This window comes from Ruegeria sp. Alg231-54, assembly GCF_900143525.1.
Lineage (GTDB): Bacteria > Pseudomonadota > Alphaproteobacteria > Rhodobacterales > Rhodobacteraceae > Ruegeria.
Genome location: NZ_FREZ01000005.1, coordinates 245,579 through 259,995 on the forward strand (window position 1 = coordinate 245,579; position 14,417 = coordinate 259,995).

The following is a 14,417-nucleotide window of genomic DNA, read 5'->3' on the forward strand; positions in this document are numbered from 1 at the left end:
GGATAATTGATACAGATCAATGCTGCGACTCCTGCAATGCCACTAGGCAAGGTACTCAAGGGGAAGCAAACCGCGGGGACGGCTTGATCCGTCATTCGGGGAAATAACGGGTTCGACAAACAGCACGTCTATGTCGGGCACAGAAGGAGATACTGGTGGACTATACTGCTCAGCTCGATTCAGCGATTGCCAGGCTGCATGACGAAGGCCGTTATCGGACCTTTATTGATATCGAACGCCAGAACGGTCATTTCCCGCATGCAGTACGGACGCGTCCGGACGGCTCGCAGCAGAATATCACCGTGTGGTGTGGAAACGACTATTTGGGTATGGGCCAGAACCCGGTTGTTCTGAATGCGATGCATGATGCGGTTGATGCTGCTGGTGCGGGTTCGGGCGGAACGCGTAACATCTCGGGCACCACTGTCTACCACAAGCAACTTGAAGCTGAGTTGGCGGATTTGCACGGCAAAGAGGCGGCGTTGCTGTTCACCAGTGCATATATCGCGAATGACGCGACACTCAGCACCTTGCCAAAGCTTTTCCCCGGTCTGATCATTTATTCCGATGCGCTGAACCATGCCTCGATGATTGAAGGCGTACGCCGCAATGGCGGTGCCAAACGCATCTTTCGTCACAACGACGTAGCGCATCTGCGTGAACTACTTGAGGCTGACGATCCCGCAGCCCCTAAGCTGATCGCGTTCGAGTCCGTCTATTCGATGGATGGCGATTTCGGCCCAATTGAAGAGATATGTGATCTGGCCGACGAATTTGGCGCGCTGACCTACATCGACGAGGTGCACGCGGTTGGCATGTACGGCCCGCGCGGTGGTGGCGTTACCGAGCGTGATCGTCTGGCGCATCGCATCGACATCATCAACGGAACACTTGCCAAGGCCTATGGCGTGATGGGGGGCTATATCGCCGCCAGCGAGAAAATGTGCGACGCTGTGCGTTCTTACGCGCCGGGCTTCATCTTCACGACGTCTCTGCCTCCGGCCGTTGCCGCCGGGGCTGCCGCATCGGTGGCGTATCTGAAAGGCGCGTCAGAGATGCGTGAGCAGCATCAGACCCAGGCCAAGGTGCTTAAGCTGCGCCTGAAAGGGATGGGCCTGCCGTTGATCGATCATGGCAGTCACATCGTACCTGTGATCGTCGGCAACCCGGTGCACACCAAAATCCTGAGTGACAGGCTGCTGGATGACCATGGAATTTACGTCCAGCCGATCAACTTCCCGACCGTGCCGCGCGGCACAGAGCGCCTGCGCTTTACCCCGTCTCCGATACATGGACCGGGTGAAATGAACCGATTGATCCAGGCGATGGACGAACTTTGGTCACATTGTGCGCTAAATCGCGCCGAACTTGCCGGATAACCTCACGCCAAAGTGTGCAATGCGTTTGTCGCGTGTTAAGCTTACGCTAACAAAAGAGACGCACGAATCGTTACGTAGGCGATTCGCCGTTGGCGTGTAACACGCGCAAGGCAGAATGGGGCAGCAGGGATGATTGGGCGCAGATCACAGCGCGATTCCGAAGAAAACACGGACGTCAGGCCGAAGGGCTTTGACGATTATGAGGTGCGACTTGGCGACAGGATGCGCGGCGAACGCGCGACCATGGGTAAGTCACTTCTGGATGTTCAACGCGAACTGCGAATCAAAGCCAACTACATAGCTGCAATCGAAGACGCTGATCCCGATGCGTTTGACACACCCGGCTTCATCGCCGGGTATGTGCGTTCTTATGCACGCTATCTGGGCATGAACCCGGATGATACCTTTGCCACGTTCTGCGCCGAAAGCGGTTTTGAAGTGGCCCATGGTATGTCAGCCGAGGCTTCGGTTGTTCGTAAACCATCCGGCGGGTTGCCCGCGCGGGGCCCGATGGGGCGCGATCCGTTCATCTCGCCGAATACACCTTACATCCCGGGCAGGGAATCTCTGGTCAGCCAGATTGAGCCGCGCGCCATTGGGTCGTCTCTGGTCCTGCTGGCGGTGATTGGTGGCATTGGCTATGGCGGTTGGGCCGTATTGAATAAAATCCAACAGGTTCAGGTGAGCCCGGTTGAACAGGCCCCGGTGGTTCTGTCCGATCTCGACCCGTTGGATGCAGCCCGCGCACCGGTAGAACTTGCCGAAGCAGCAGCAGAATCCACAGCACCGACCCCGGAGGCGCTGGATCGTCTTTATCGCCCACAGGCGCTGGATGTTCCGGTTCTTGTGGCGCGTGACGCGCCGATTGCCACATTGGATCCTCGCACTGTCGGAACGTTCCGCCCGCCAGAGGCGCCCCGGATCGAAGTGGCCGAGGTGCACACTGTTGAACGTCTCGCATTGCCGCAGGTTGTTGAACAGGTTGATACCGCACTGAAGATCGTGGCCGTTGCGCCATCGTGGATGCGTATTCGCGCCGCTGATGGGAGCGTTCTGTTTGAAGGCACATTGGGCACGGTCGAGCAGGGCAATACTTTCGAAATTCCGCTGACCGAAGAACCACCGCAACTGCGTGCAGGGGCTTCGGGTTCCGTTTATTTCTCGATGAATGGTGAACATTTCGGGCCTGTTGGTGCGCCGGGCACGGTGACCAAAGGTGTTCTGCTGTCCAAGGACGCGGTTGCCGAACGCTATGAGATCGCCGATCTGGAATCCGAACAGAACAGCGCCCTCAAACAATTGGTGGCCGAACTTCAGGCGGAAGTACCTGAAACGCCGGCTGAGTGATCTGGCCATTGCGGTGGCCGGGTAGGCGGACTATCTAAAGACGCAACTCAGGCAGCTTTGGACCCGTCCTCATGTCCCTTAATCACGTCCGCCCGTGGCGAAACATCTATCGCCGCAAATCCCGCCAAATTATGGTTGGAAATGTTCCGGTCGGGGGCGACGCGCCCATTGCTGTTCAGACGATGACGAACACCCTGACAACGGATGTTGCCGGGACAATTGCGCAGGTTCAGGCCGCAGCAGAGGCGGGTGCCGATATCGTGCGGATTTCCGTCCCTGATGAGGCGTCATCGAAAGCACTAAAAGAGATCGTGCGCGAAAGCCCGGTTCCTATCGTGGCCGACATCCACTTTCACTATCGGCGCGGTATCGAAGCTGCCGAAGCGGGTGCCGCATGCCTACGCATCAACCCGGGCAATATCGGCGATGAAAAGCGTGTGAAAGAGGTTATCAAGGCCGCGCAGGACCATAATTGCTCGATCCGCATCGGGGTGAACGCCGGTAGTCTGGAAAAGCACCTGCTTGAGAAATATGGCGAACCATGCCCCGAGGCGATGGTCGAAAGCGGGTTGGAGCATATTCGTATCCTGCAGGACAACGACTTTCACGAATTCAAGATAAGCGTGAAGGCCAGCGACGTCTTCCTGTCGGCCGCGGCCTATCAGGGCATTGCCGAGGCCACGGACGCGCCGATCCACTTAGGCATCACCGAGGCTGGCGGACTGGTGTCAGGCACCATCAAATCGGCCATCGGGCTGGGTAATCTGCTGTGGATGGGTATTGGCGACACGATCCGTGTCAGCTTGTCCGCTGACCCGGTCGAAGAAGTAAAAGTGGGCTTTGAGATCCTGAAATCTCTGGGCCTGCGCCATCGCGGCGTGAACATCATCTCGTGCCCCTCCTGCGCGCGGCAGGGGTTCGACGTGATCAAAACGGTCGAGGCGCTGGAACAGCGGCTGGAACACATCAAAACGCCGATGAGCCTGTCGATCATCGGCTGCGTGGTGAACGGGCCGGGTGAGGCGCTGATGACCGATGTCGGTTTCACCGGCGGCGGGGCTGGATCGGGCATGGTTTATCTGGCGGGCAAGGCCAGCCACAAGATGTCCAACGACCAGATGATTGATCACATCGTCGAAGAGGTCGAAAAGAAGGCGGCGGAACTGGACGCCGTGGCTGAGGCGGCTGAATAGTTGATATCACTGACCCTCGGGTCTTGTTAGACGGCGGGCATTTGTTGCGTTGCGCAGTGAATACCGCCACCAAATTCGCCTAAAATATCGACGTTCAGTGCCACAACTTCGCGCCCCGGGTAATGTCGGGACAGGGCGTCGCGCGCGATGGTGTCGGTTTCTTTGTCACCGAATTGGGCCATGATGACCGCGCCATTGCAAACATAGTAGTTTGCATAAGATGCCACGAACTCTGGATCTTTGACCCGCCTTCTGACTGGTTCCGGAATAACCTCTACTTGTAAACCTTCCGCAACCAATCGGTCATGCGTGTCCAATGCCGCAAGATGGAAGGGGTCCTGAAAATCAGGCTCGTCTGGAAGGTTGACCAGAACACGACCCGGTCCGGTAAGGCGTGCCAGACTGTCGATATGGTAGTCGGTAATGTCTTCGCCCCAAACACCCTCGGACCAAATCATGCGGTTTGCTCCGTAGGCGGCCAAAAGTTTGGCTTCGATCTCGTTACGAGACTGGCCAGGGTTGCGATTGTCATTCAGCCATGAGCTTTCATGCGCAATGAGCAGGCCGTGCCCGTCTTGCTCAACACCTCCACCTTCACCGTTCAGGCCGGAGGGAAGGAGCGGCAGGCCCAGTCGTTCAGCAACGCGACCAGCGACACGAGCGTCCTGTTTGTGTGCTTGCTTCTCACCCCAGCCATTGAACTGGATTTTGCGGATCGCCATGTCACCGCCGTCTGAGATCAAAAAAATCGGTCCGGAATCCCGGCACCAAAGGTCTTCGGTTGGGACGTCCCACAATTCAACTTCCGTTGAAAGTTTTTCACGCGCTGCCGAATGCTGTTCGGCGGCAGCCAGCATCGTCACCGGTTCAAATGGCGATATCGCATTGGCAATATCGGCGACCGTTTGCTGCACCAGATTACGCAAGTGGGCATCTGGATACACATTGCGGCTTACCGGCCACTGCATAAAAGTGCGTTGGTGTCGCGTTTCTTCCGCCGGAACAAAATAGCCCAAACCAGCTTGGGCAAAAGGTTGCTGTGTGACACTCATTAACCCAATCGCCCCGCCGGACAGCAGAACTTCCCTACGCTTCATTGTGAAAACCCCAATAGGCTGTTGGGTGAAGAGCACCTCAGCGAGAGGTGCTCATTGTTCATCAACCCTGTTCTGCGCGCACACCGTCCGCAATCTGCTTCATCTGATCCGCTGGCAGGAACCCACGCAGCATCTCGGTGCCCAGAACAAATGAAGGTGTTCCCGAAATCTGCATACGCTGCGCCAGCGCACGGGTCTGACCGATTTCATCCGTAACCTGCTCGCTGTCCATGGCCGCAATGATCGCATCGCTGTCCAGGCCGAGGCCATCCGAGATCCGGCGCAGGGAGACTTCGGAAGGCTCTCCGCCGAATTCCATCAGCGCGTCATGGACCTGTTTGTAGGCGTCAGCGCCAGCCACATGTTTGGTTGCGACCGCAAAGCGCGAAGACAGGACCGAGGCGTCGCCCAAGATCGGGAATTCCTTGATCACAAGGCGGATGTTGCCATCTTCGGCCAACAGGCTCGCGACTTCGGGCACGGCGCGGCGACAGTAGCCGCAGCGGTAATCCATGAATTCGACCAGAGTGATGTCGCCATCCGGGTTGCCGCCAACCCAGCTATAGCCGTCGTTGAACAGCTCGTCCGCATTGGCGGCGACCAGTTCCTTGTCAGCGGAAGCTTCGGCCACAGCGTTACGCTGTTCAAGAATGTTGATTGCTTCGATGATCACTTCGGGGTTTTCCAGAAGGTACTCGCGCACCTGCACACCGAACTGTTCGCGTTCGGCATCGCTCATGGTGCTCAGGTCCAGGGCCTGCGCGGGTCCGGTGATCAGGGAAAGCCCCAGAAGGGCGGGTGCAGCATGTCTGAGGATCATTTCCGGTTCCTTTTCTTTTTCTTCGCTCGTTCCGAGGCAATCAACACATCCTGTGCCCGTTGCCAACCAGGTGAACCTTCGGGCAATTGCCCGACGGCGCGTTTCGCGTGAATGCCTGCATCGACCAGGCGGCCTTGCAGGGCATAGCGTTCTGCGGTCACAGCCGAGGCCATGCCGTTATTTCCGACCTTGGCATAAGCCATTCCAAGATCCTGCATCAGTCGTGCATTGCGATAGTCCCGCGCGCGTGCCTTTTCAAGCACCTTCAGGGCGTCGGCCGTCTGCCCATCTGCCAGTAAGGCGCGCCCGTACCCCGCCAGAAGCAATGGATCATTCGGAGACATCTCAACCGCCTGTCCATAAGCTTTAATTGCGTCGGGCAACTTTCTGTTTTCCAGCAGAATTTGCCCTTTTAGCTCATAAAAGAACGGATCATCGGGTCGGATTTCCAGCGCGCCGTCGATCGCTGCCCTTGCGCGGGCCAGATCGCGGTTTTGATGATGTGCGGCGGCTTCGCGCATCAGGCGGATGTCCTGCGCGCTTTCCTCTTTCAACCGGCGCAAGGTCCAGCCCGGCGAGCGTAGGAAGGCCGATAGCTTGCCCTTGACCCGCGCGAACCAGTAGTCGGCGTTGGGGTTTGGTGAGGCATGATCGCTGAATTCCCCCATAAAGGCCTCAGCGGCGCGCAGCCGTTCGCGGCTGGTGGGGTGGGATCGCATATAGGGGTCTTGGTTGGCAGTGTTCAACAACTCCTGACCGGCAAACTTTTGGTGCAGAGCGACCATCCCGTTGGGTGAGATCCCCGCCGCGCGCAGGTAACTGGCCGAACTGCGGTCGGCCGATGCCTCTTCTGCCCGTGTGTGCCCCAGGAAACTGCGCAGGGCAGATGCGGATGTGCCAGCGGCGATTCCCGCTGCGGCCTCGCCACCACCTGCGGCTGCGGCGATCAGGGCCAGCGCAGTGCCCAGCTGGGCTTTGCGCTGCGCTGCGCGCATATTTTCAACCCGTCTGGCCAGATGGCCGTTGGCGATATGAGCCGCCTCATGCGCGATCACGGCTTGCAGCATCTCAGGGCTTTCGACGGTCAGGATTAGCCCGTAATTTACGTATATCGCGTTGTAATCAATGACAAATGCGTTGAATGTGCTGTCATTGACGACCAGAATTTTCACCCGATTGGTGTTTAGCCCGGCGGCCCGCAGAATGGGAAAGGCCAGTTCGCGCAACCCGTGCTCGATATCGGGGTCGCGGATCAGGCTTTGAGCGCTGGACTGAAACGCACTGCTCATCCATGTCACTGCAATCAGCAACAGGGCCGGGATTGACGCCAGCCTGGATAAGCGTTCAAAAGCCATGGCTGCAACATGGGAGATGGGCATGAGAAACTCAACCCGATCCGGGGTCGATCCCTTCATCGTGATGGACGTGATGGAGGCCGCGCGCCGCGCTGAAGAGGCTGGGCGGCACATCATCCATATGGAGGTCGGCCAGCCGGGGACGGGCGCGCCCAAGGGGGCCGTTCAGGCCTTGGCCAAAGAAATGGACCAAGGCCCGCTGGGCTATACCGTGGCTTTGGGTCTGCCCGCGCTGCGGCGACGGATCGCTAGCCTGTACGGTGAGTGGTATAACGTCGATCTCAACCCCGACCGCGTCGTGGTCACACCGGGGTCGTCCGGCGGGTTTCTGCTGGCTTTCACTGCCCTGTTCGATAGCGGCGACCGCGTGGGTATCGGCGCGCCGGGCTACCCGTCTTACCGGCAGATTCTGAAAGCGTTGGGTCTGGTCCCTGTCGATCTGCCCACTGCACCTGAGAACCGGCTGCAACCCGTGCCATCCGATTTCGCAGGGCTCGACCTGCAAGGCCTGATGGTTGCCTCGCCTGCGAACCCCACCGGCACGATGTTGGATCACAAAGCGATGGGCGCGCTGATAGACGCCGCGCAGGGACAAGGCGCTTCGTTCATTAGCGATGAGATCTACCATGGGCTGGAATATGAGGCCAAAGCCGTCACCGCGCTGGAACTGACGGATGAATGCTATGTGATCAATTCGTTCTCAAAGTATTTCTCGATGACCGGCTGGCGCGTTGGCTGGATGGCGGTTCCTGAAGATCAGGTGAGGGTGGTTGAGCGGATCGCCCAGAACATGTTCATCTGTGCTCCGCATGCCAGTCAGGTGGCCGCGCTGGCGGCAATGGATTGTAACGACGAACTGCAGGCCAATCTGGATGTCTATCACCGCAACCGCCAATTGATGCTGGAAGGGCTGCCCAAGGCAGGTTTCACCAATATCGCGCCGCCGGATGGGGCGTTCTATGTCTACGCCGACGTCTCGGACCTGACCGACGACAGCCTGGCCTTTGCGGCTGAGATTTTGGAAAAGGCCGGGGTAGCTGTCACGCCGGGGCTGGATTTCGACCCGCTGCGTGGTCATACAACGCTGCGGTTTTCATACGCGCGCTCGACGGCGGACATCGAAGAGGGTCTGCAGCGACTGCACCGCTTTATGGCGGATCGCGGCGCGATCACGGAACAGGCCTGAGCCGTTCACAACGGGCCCCGGATGCGATAGGGTGCCAGACAAACGATCTCGGGAAAACTTGAGGCTATGAGCAGGATCATTTACGCCATCGCGCTGTTTTGGGCGCTGTCGACCGCCGCTGTCGCGCATGATTTCAGCGCGCTTGCGCGCGTGCTGCCGAATGACAGTCGCATTGTGGACGAAGGTCGCGCAGGGGTCAGGGTCGATCTGGGCCTCAGCCAGGGCGTGCCTTACCGCGTGTTCACATTGCAAGATCCCTACCGCATGGTGCTTGATTTTCAAGAAGTTGACTGGACTGGACTTGACCGCGAAGCGCTTCTGCAGACCGATCGAATAAGCGGTGTTCAGTTCGGAGCATATGTTCCCGGGTGGTCTCGGATGGTTCTGGAGCTTGGCGCGCCCTTGGCCGTCGACCGCGCCGAGATGAAAATTGATGAAACGGCTGGAGGGGCGCAACTGTCGCTGCTTCTGCAAGGAACCGATTTCGATTCATTCGCCGCCGGCGCAGGCGCACCCCGTCAACAAGGTTGGGATTTGCCCGAACCCGCGGTGACAACGACCCAGCCGCGCCGGGGCGGGGCGGGCGCGTTGCGGGTCATGCTTGACCCGGGCCATGGCGGTATTGACCCGGGGGCCGAGGCCGACGGATTGGACGAGAAGACCCTGATGCTGACCTTCGCGCGCGAGCTTCGCGAGCATTTATTGCGAACCGGAAGGTTCGAAGTGGTGATGACGCGGGTTGATGACCAATTTGTCTCACTCGAACGGCGTATCGCGCTGGCGCATCGGGCCGGTGCCGGTGTGTTTATCTCATTGCATGCGGATATCCTGTCCGAAGGGCGGGCGCATGGCGCCGCAGTTTATACACTGTCGGACGAAGCATCAGATGTGGCCAGTGACAAGCTGGCCGAACGTCATGACCGTGGTGATCTGATCTCAGGGATTGATCTGAGCGGAGCGGATGACCAGGTGGCCGATATCCTGCTGGATATCGCGCGGCAGGAAACCAAGCCCCGAACCGATGCGCTGGCCCGTGCGCTGGCTGATGGCATGACACAGCAGGGCGGCCCGATGAACAGCAGGCCGATCCGCACGGCGTCCTTCTCGGTTCTCAAGGCAGCGGATATTCCTTCGGTTTTGGTCGAGCTTGGGTTTCTGTCCAGCCCCCGGGACCTGCAGAATATCAGAAACCCGGAATGGCGCGTTGGAATGGCGCAAGGTATTGTCGATGGCCTGCAGAAGTGGCGGCAGGACGACCTGATCAAAAGATCCCTGATTGGTCAGTGACCCTGCGACGTAAACCGGCTATTATTGGCCATCGTGTTTTGACCCTGCGCCGGGCCATCACTATATAGGCGTCACCGCGAGTAAAAGGCAGTAACGTGATCCGTTTCATTCTTTCGATTTTCGGGGCGATCTTCAGCCTCGTGACATTGGGTATCTTCATGGCCGCGCTGGTCGTTGGCGCGATCTTCTGGATGTATGGGCGCGACCTGCCCAGCCATGAATCGCTGGCACAGTACAAACCTCCTACGATCAGCCGAATTTATTCGGGCGAAGGCCAGTTGATCGACGAGTTCGCGCAGGAACGCCGTTTGTTCACGCCGTCCGAAGAGATTCCCGATCTGGTGAAGCAGGCGTTTATCTCGGCAGAGGACAAGAACTTCTACACCCATCAGGGTTACGATCCGCGCGGTATCATTGCCGCTGGTGTTGAGGCGGTGAAGTCCAAGGGCGAAACCGTTCGCGGTGCATCGACCATTACACAGCAGGTGATGAAGAACTTCCTGCTGTCCGGCGACCGCCGCGCCGAGCGGAAAATCAAGGAAATCATCCTCGCCACTCGGCTTGAGGATACGCTGGACAAGGAACAGATCCTCGAACTTTACATGAACGAGATCTTTCTGGGTCAGAACTCTTATGGTGTGACCGCCGCCGCACAGACTTATTTCAACAAAACCCTGCAAGAGTTGGAGCCGCATGAGGCCGCGACCTTGGCCGCGATGCCCAAGGCGCCGTCGGACTATCATCCGGTTCGACAAAAAGAGCGTCTGCTTGCACGTCGGGACTATGTTTTGCGCGAGATGAACCAGAATGGGTATATCGATCAGGCGACCTATGAGGCCGAAGTCGAAATGCCCCTCCGCTCGGTCCAGAATGGCGATTTCGAAAGTTTCCGCACCGCCTTGCCGCCGCGTGATTATTTCACCGACGAAATTCGCCGTCAGCTGAGCGACGATTTTGGCGAGGGTGAATTCTTTACTGGCGGCTTTGCTGTGCGTGCGTCGGTTGACGAAGAAATGCAGCTTGAGGCTGCCAAGGCCCTGCGTACTGCACTGCAAAAATACGACCGCTCGCGCGGGAAATGGCGCGGGACAGGTGAGGTTATTGCCGAAGAAAAACTGGCCGACGAAACTCAGTGGCGCGAAGCGTTGGCCATCATAGAAATCCCCCGTGACGTTGTGCTTCCGACACAGTGGTATCCGGCAGTTGTGATGAACGTCGGTGAACAGCAATTGACTGTGGGGATCGAAGACGGCCCCGCCGGCGGCATCATCCCACGCTCCGATATCAAATGGATGCAGGGTGACTTCGCAGCGAATTTCAAACGTGGCGACGTCGTTCTGGTAATGGCCGGGGAAGAGGGCCAGTGGTCCGCCCGTCAGGTGCCCGAAGTGCAGGGTGGTTTCGTTGCGATGGACGTGAACTCGGGCCGTGTTCTGGCGATGCAGGGTGGGTTCTCGTATCAGGATTCGGTGTTCAACCGCGCCACGCAGGCGCAGCGCCAACCCGGTTCCAGCTTCAAACCTTTCGTCTATGCCGCCGCACTGGACAGTGGCTATAGCCCCGCAACGATCGTTGTGGATGCCCCGATTGAGGTGAACACTCCCCAAGGTCTGTGGCGGCCCAAGAACTCGTCGAACAAATTCTACGGCCCAACGCCGCTGCGCACGGGGATCGAACAGTCGCGGAACCTGATGACCATCCGTCTTGCGCAAGAGGTGACCATGCCGGTTGTCGCTGGCTATGCCGAACGGTTCGGTGTTTATGACCGAATGGGTGCGTTTCTGGCAAACTCGCTGGGGTCGGAAGAAACGACACTGTACAAGATGGTCGCCGCCTACGCGATGTTCGCCAACGGGGGTGAGCGGGTGGAGCCCACTCTGGTTGACCGTATCCAGGATCGGTTCGGCAAAACGATCTATCGTCACGACGACCGTCAGTGCTTGGATTGTAACTCGGCCTGGCTTGAGCCGGGCGAGTCGCCCACAATTGAGACGAACCGCTCTCAGGTCATGGATGCGATCACCGCGTATCAGCTGACGTCGATGATGAAAGGTGTGGTGGATCGTGGAACCGCGTCCAGTGTCGTCAATCTGCCGGTGCCGACTGCGGGTAAAACGGGTACGACAAACGAATCCAAGGATGCGTGGTTCATCGGCTTCACGTCGAACATCGTTGCTGGTTGCTATATCGGTTATGACCGCCCGCGTCCGATGGGGCGGGGGGCCTATGGGGGCACGTTGTGCGGACCAGTGTTCCAAAGCTTCATGGAGAAAGCGGTCGAGAAATACGGCGGTGGTCCGTTTGATGTGCCCGAAGGTGGTCACTTCATCAAGATCGACCGCTTCAGTGGCGCGCGCCTGCCTGCCGATGCTTCCGGTGACTATGTCGTGGCCGAATACTTCCGCGATGGCGTCGACGGCTTTATCGACCGTGTCTATGACGGTGGCTTTGCGATGGGCTCTGATCTGCCTCTGTTCGAAGAGGCCAACTCGGGCCGTCAGGTTACCACGTCGACTGGCAACACAATCACCGTTGGCCCCAACGCCAGCCAGGGTGAACTGCAGGGCGGCGGTCTTTACTGATCCGCTGCCTGCAGGAGCAGGTTCAACAGGTCTTCTTCCGGGTCATTTGTGACGGTGCCATCTGCGCGCCAGAAGATCGACAGAGCACATTTTGCGGCTGCCCATTTGGCAAGTCGTCTTTCGTTAACCCGCAAGACGGTCGCGTATAACGCCAAACCAGTTTCAATCTGTTCAGGTCGCCGAACCCACTCTGGCATACCTTTTGGATGACGCAGGGCATTGGCCAGCTCAAAAGCCGGATCGCCGATGTACCCCTTTGCGTCAAATACCCGAGGCCCGGCGGGTGTTGCGATCACGTTGTCATGATGCAGATCCCCGTGCAGCGGAACAACCGTATCCTGCGTGTTCAAAAGGTGATGGCCAATGCTGATCGCTTGCATCATGTTTTGCCGTAGCCGGGTCGGGCAATCGTCTGAGAATTGGCAGTCGAAAACTGGCGCGAAGACTTCCCGGAGCGGTTTCAGCCCGGTCGCGTTGATGGTCGGCCGTTGGTGCAGTCGATCCGCTGCCGTCGCCAGACCGCGTACCGCATCATCCGGGCGGCCAGACCGCGCGATGTCCCCAAGCGATGGCCCTTCAAGCCATTCCGTCAAAACGGCGTTGGGGGCCTCGGCCAATATGTGCACAGCGCCCCGGTTACGCCACAGGTGCATCAGGTGCGGGCCAGCTGTTTCATTGCCACGGTTTGGGCGGCGATAGATCTTGAGGGCGGCAGGCGTGTTGTCCAAAGTTCGGACCTTCCACACGTGTGCATGCCCGGTATTTGCGACGGGCTGTGCGTCTTCCAATTCCCATCTGGTCAGAAACTCGTTCAGCGCGTTTTGCATTCCCGTGTCGCCCGTCTTGTGGTGGCCCGCGCCTCTTGCTATCACGCAGGCCTGATTGAGCAAGTTGGGACAAGACCATGCGCGCCGAAACCCAGAACACCGTGGCGGAAATCGAAAAGTCACTGGAGCTGCTGGCGCAGCGCATGGACTATGTGACTGCCCCTCATCGTCTTGAGGAATTCAATGCGCGGGTCGAAGATCCCAACCTGTGGGACAACCCCGAAAATGCGCAAAAACTAATGCGCGAACGTCAGATGTTGGTCGATGCCATTGAAACCTATGAATCCATCAAGACCGATCTGAGCGACAATATCGAGCTGATCGAACTTGGTGAGATGGAAGAGGACGAAGAGGTCGTCACTGACGCCGAAGATGCCATTCAGAAATTGGGGGCGAAGGCCGCCAAGAAAGAGCTTGAGGCGTTGCTGGATGGTGAGGCCGATGGCAACGACACCTTCCTTGAAATTAACTCGGGCGCCGGTGGCACCGAAAGCTGTGACTGGGCCTCGATGCTGGCGCGGATGTATGTCCGCTGGGCTGAGAAGAAGGGGTACACTGTCGAGCTGCAATCCGAGACATCGGGCGAAGAGGCTGGCATCAAATCCGCTGCGTACAAGATTTCCGGCCATAACGCCTATGGTTGGTTGAAATCCGAGAGCGGCGTGCATCGTCTGGTGCGGATTTCGCCATTTGACTCGGCAGCCAAGCGGCACACATCATTCAGCTCGGTCTGGGTCTATCCGGTGGTCGACGACAATATCGAGATTGAGGTGAACCCGTCCGAAATTCGCATCGACACATATCGGTCTTCGGGCGCGGGTGGTCAGCACGTAAACACCACGGATTCGGCGGTGCGGATTACGCACATTCCAACCGGGATCGTCGTGACCAGTTCTGAGAAGTCGCAACACCAGAACCGCGATATTGCCATGAAGGCCCTGAAATCGCGCCTGTATCAGCAGGAATTGGACCGCCGCAACGCGGATATCAACGCGGCACATGAGGCCAAAGGTGATGCGGGCTGGGGCAACCAGATCCGGTCTTATGTTTTGCAGCCCTATCAGATGGTCAAGGATCTGCGCACCAACCATGAGACGTCTGACACCAAAGGTGTACTGGATGGCGATCTGGATGGGTTTATGGCTGCCACCCTTGCGATGGATGTGGCAGGAAAGAGCCGCTCCGAGGCACAAGGCGACGGCTGAGACGCCGCAAGGGGGCGCTGCCCCCGTCTCCGCAGGCGGAGACTCCCCCAAGATATTTTTGGCCAGATGAAGCGGATCCGTGCGCTGAGGCGTGTATGGTAAAAGATATATGTAAAACACGGGTTTAAATGGGGTTGCG

At 58.3% G+C, this 14,417-nt stretch carries 11 protein-coding genes; 7 read left to right on the plus strand and 4 right to left on the minus strand.

What is annotated here, in order from left to right:
• Positions 1-155 precede the first annotated feature (155 nt).
• The 3 genes from hemA (at position 156) to ispG (ending at position 3,919) form a co-directional block, all read left to right on the plus strand.
• Positions 156-1,379: a 5-aminolevulinate synthase gene (gene hemA, locus DHN12_RS11865; RefSeq protein WP_108860384.1), complete on the plus strand. Its 1,224-nt coding sequence runs from the start codon at positions 156-158 to the stop codon at positions 1,377-1,379.
• Positions 1,380-1,508: 129 nt separating this feature from the next.
• Positions 1,509-2,726, plus strand: a complete 1,218-nt coding sequence (locus tag DHN12_RS11870) for a helix-turn-helix domain-containing protein (protein ID WP_108860385.1) — start codon at positions 1,509-1,511, stop codon at positions 2,724-2,726.
• Between the two features lie 71 nt (positions 2,727-2,797).
• Positions 2,798-3,919, plus strand: a complete 1,122-nt coding sequence (gene ispG, locus DHN12_RS11875) for a flavodoxin-dependent (E)-4-hydroxy-3-methylbut-2-enyl-diphosphate synthase (RefSeq protein ID WP_108860386.1) — start codon at positions 2,798-2,800, stop codon at positions 3,917-3,919.
• A gap of 26 nt (positions 3,920-3,945) precedes the next feature.
• Here the strand turns inward: ispG and DHN12_RS11880 are convergent, their stop codons facing one another.
• The 3 genes from DHN12_RS11880 to DHN12_RS11890 all read right to left on the minus strand — a co-directional run bounded on the left by DHN12_RS11880 (position 3,946) and on the right by DHN12_RS11890 (position 7,215).
• Positions 3,946-5,016 carry an agmatine deiminase family protein gene (locus tag DHN12_RS11880; RefSeq protein ID WP_108860387.1) on the minus strand — a complete coding sequence of 357 codons (1,071 nt, stop codon included), beginning with the start codon at positions 5,014-5,016 and terminating at the stop codon, positions 3,946-3,948.
• Positions 5,017-5,077: 61 nt separating this feature from the next.
• A complete protein-coding gene (locus DHN12_RS11885; RefSeq protein ID WP_108860388.1) occupies positions 5,078-5,836 on the minus strand; it encodes a DsbA family protein in 759 nt (252 codons plus the stop codon).
• The gene (locus DHN12_RS11890) at positions 5,833-7,215 is read right to left on the minus strand and encodes a M48 family metalloprotease (protein WP_108860389.1); all 1,383 of its coding nucleotides are present in this window, start codon (positions 7,213-7,215) and stop codon (positions 5,833-5,835) included. The genes DHN12_RS11885 and DHN12_RS11890 overlap by 4 nt, the downstream gene beginning before the upstream one ends.
• Here DHN12_RS11890 and DHN12_RS11895 point away from each other — a divergent pair.
• The 3 genes from DHN12_RS11895 to DHN12_RS11905 all read left to right on the plus strand — a co-directional run bounded on the left by DHN12_RS11895 (position 7,214) and on the right by DHN12_RS11905 (position 12,246).
• Positions 7,214-8,377: a pyridoxal phosphate-dependent aminotransferase gene (locus tag DHN12_RS11895; RefSeq protein WP_108860390.1), complete on the plus strand. Its 1,164-nt coding sequence runs from the start codon at positions 7,214-7,216 to the stop codon at positions 8,375-8,377. The genes DHN12_RS11890 and DHN12_RS11895 overlap by 2 nt on opposite strands.
• Before the next feature lie 66 nt (positions 8,378-8,443).
• Positions 8,444-9,664: an N-acetylmuramoyl-L-alanine amidase gene (locus tag DHN12_RS11900; protein WP_108860391.1), complete on the plus strand. Its 1,221-nt coding sequence runs from the start codon at positions 8,444-8,446 to the stop codon at positions 9,662-9,664.
• A 95-nt stretch (positions 9,665-9,759) separates the two neighbouring features.
• Complete coding sequence (locus DHN12_RS11905; protein ID WP_108860392.1) at positions 9,760-12,246, plus strand: penicillin-binding protein 1A; 2,487 nt, start codon at positions 9,760-9,762, stop codon at positions 12,244-12,246.
• Here the strand turns inward: DHN12_RS11905 and DHN12_RS11910 are convergent.
• Positions 12,240-13,073, minus strand: a complete 834-nt coding sequence (locus DHN12_RS11910) for an aminoglycoside phosphotransferase family protein (protein WP_108860393.1) — start codon at positions 13,071-13,073, stop codon at positions 12,240-12,242. The two genes, DHN12_RS11905 and DHN12_RS11910, sit on opposite strands and share 7 nt — an antisense overlap.
• A gap of 77 nt (positions 13,074-13,150) precedes the next feature.
• Between DHN12_RS11910 and prfB the strand changes: the two genes are divergently transcribed.
• Positions 13,151-14,278 (plus strand): peptide chain release factor 2, encoded by a 1,128-nt coding sequence (gene prfB, locus DHN12_RS11915; protein WP_108860394.1) that lies wholly within the window; start codon positions 13,151-13,153, stop codon positions 14,276-14,278.
• Positions 14,279-14,417 lie beyond the last annotated feature (139 nt).

Bases quoted from the DNA above. Each gene is read 5' to 3' on its own strand.
- DHN12_RS11870 (WP_108860385.1), top strand. From the start codon at position 1,509: ATGATTGGGCGCAGATCACAGCGCGATTCCGAAGAAAACACGGACGTC.
- ispG (WP_108860386.1), top strand. From the start codon at position 2,798: ATGTCCCTTAATCACGTCCGCCCGTGGCGAAACATCTATCGCCGCAAA.
- DHN12_RS11880 (WP_108860387.1), bottom strand. From the start codon at position 5,016: ATGAAGCGTAGGGAAGTTCTGCTGTCCGGCGGGGCGATTGGGTTAATG.
- DHN12_RS11885 (WP_108860388.1), bottom strand. From the start codon at position 5,836: ATGATCCTCAGACATGCTGCACCCGCCCTTCTGGGGCTTTCCCTGATC.
- DHN12_RS11895 (WP_108860390.1), top strand. From the start codon at position 7,214: ATGAGAAACTCAACCCGATCCGGGGTCGATCCCTTCATCGTGATGGAC.
- DHN12_RS11890 (WP_108860389.1), bottom strand. From the start codon at position 7,215: ATGCCCATCTCCCATGTTGCAGCCATGGCTTTTGAACGCTTATCCAGG.
- DHN12_RS11900 (WP_108860391.1), top strand. From the start codon at position 8,444: ATGAGCAGGATCATTTACGCCATCGCGCTGTTTTGGGCGCTGTCGACC.
- DHN12_RS11910 (WP_108860393.1), bottom strand. From the start codon at position 13,073: ATGCAAAACGCGCTGAACGAGTTTCTGACCAGATGGGAATTGGAAGAC.
- prfB (WP_108860394.1), top strand. From the start codon at position 13,151: ATGCGCGCCGAAACCCAGAACACCGTGGCGGAAATCGAAAAGTCACTG.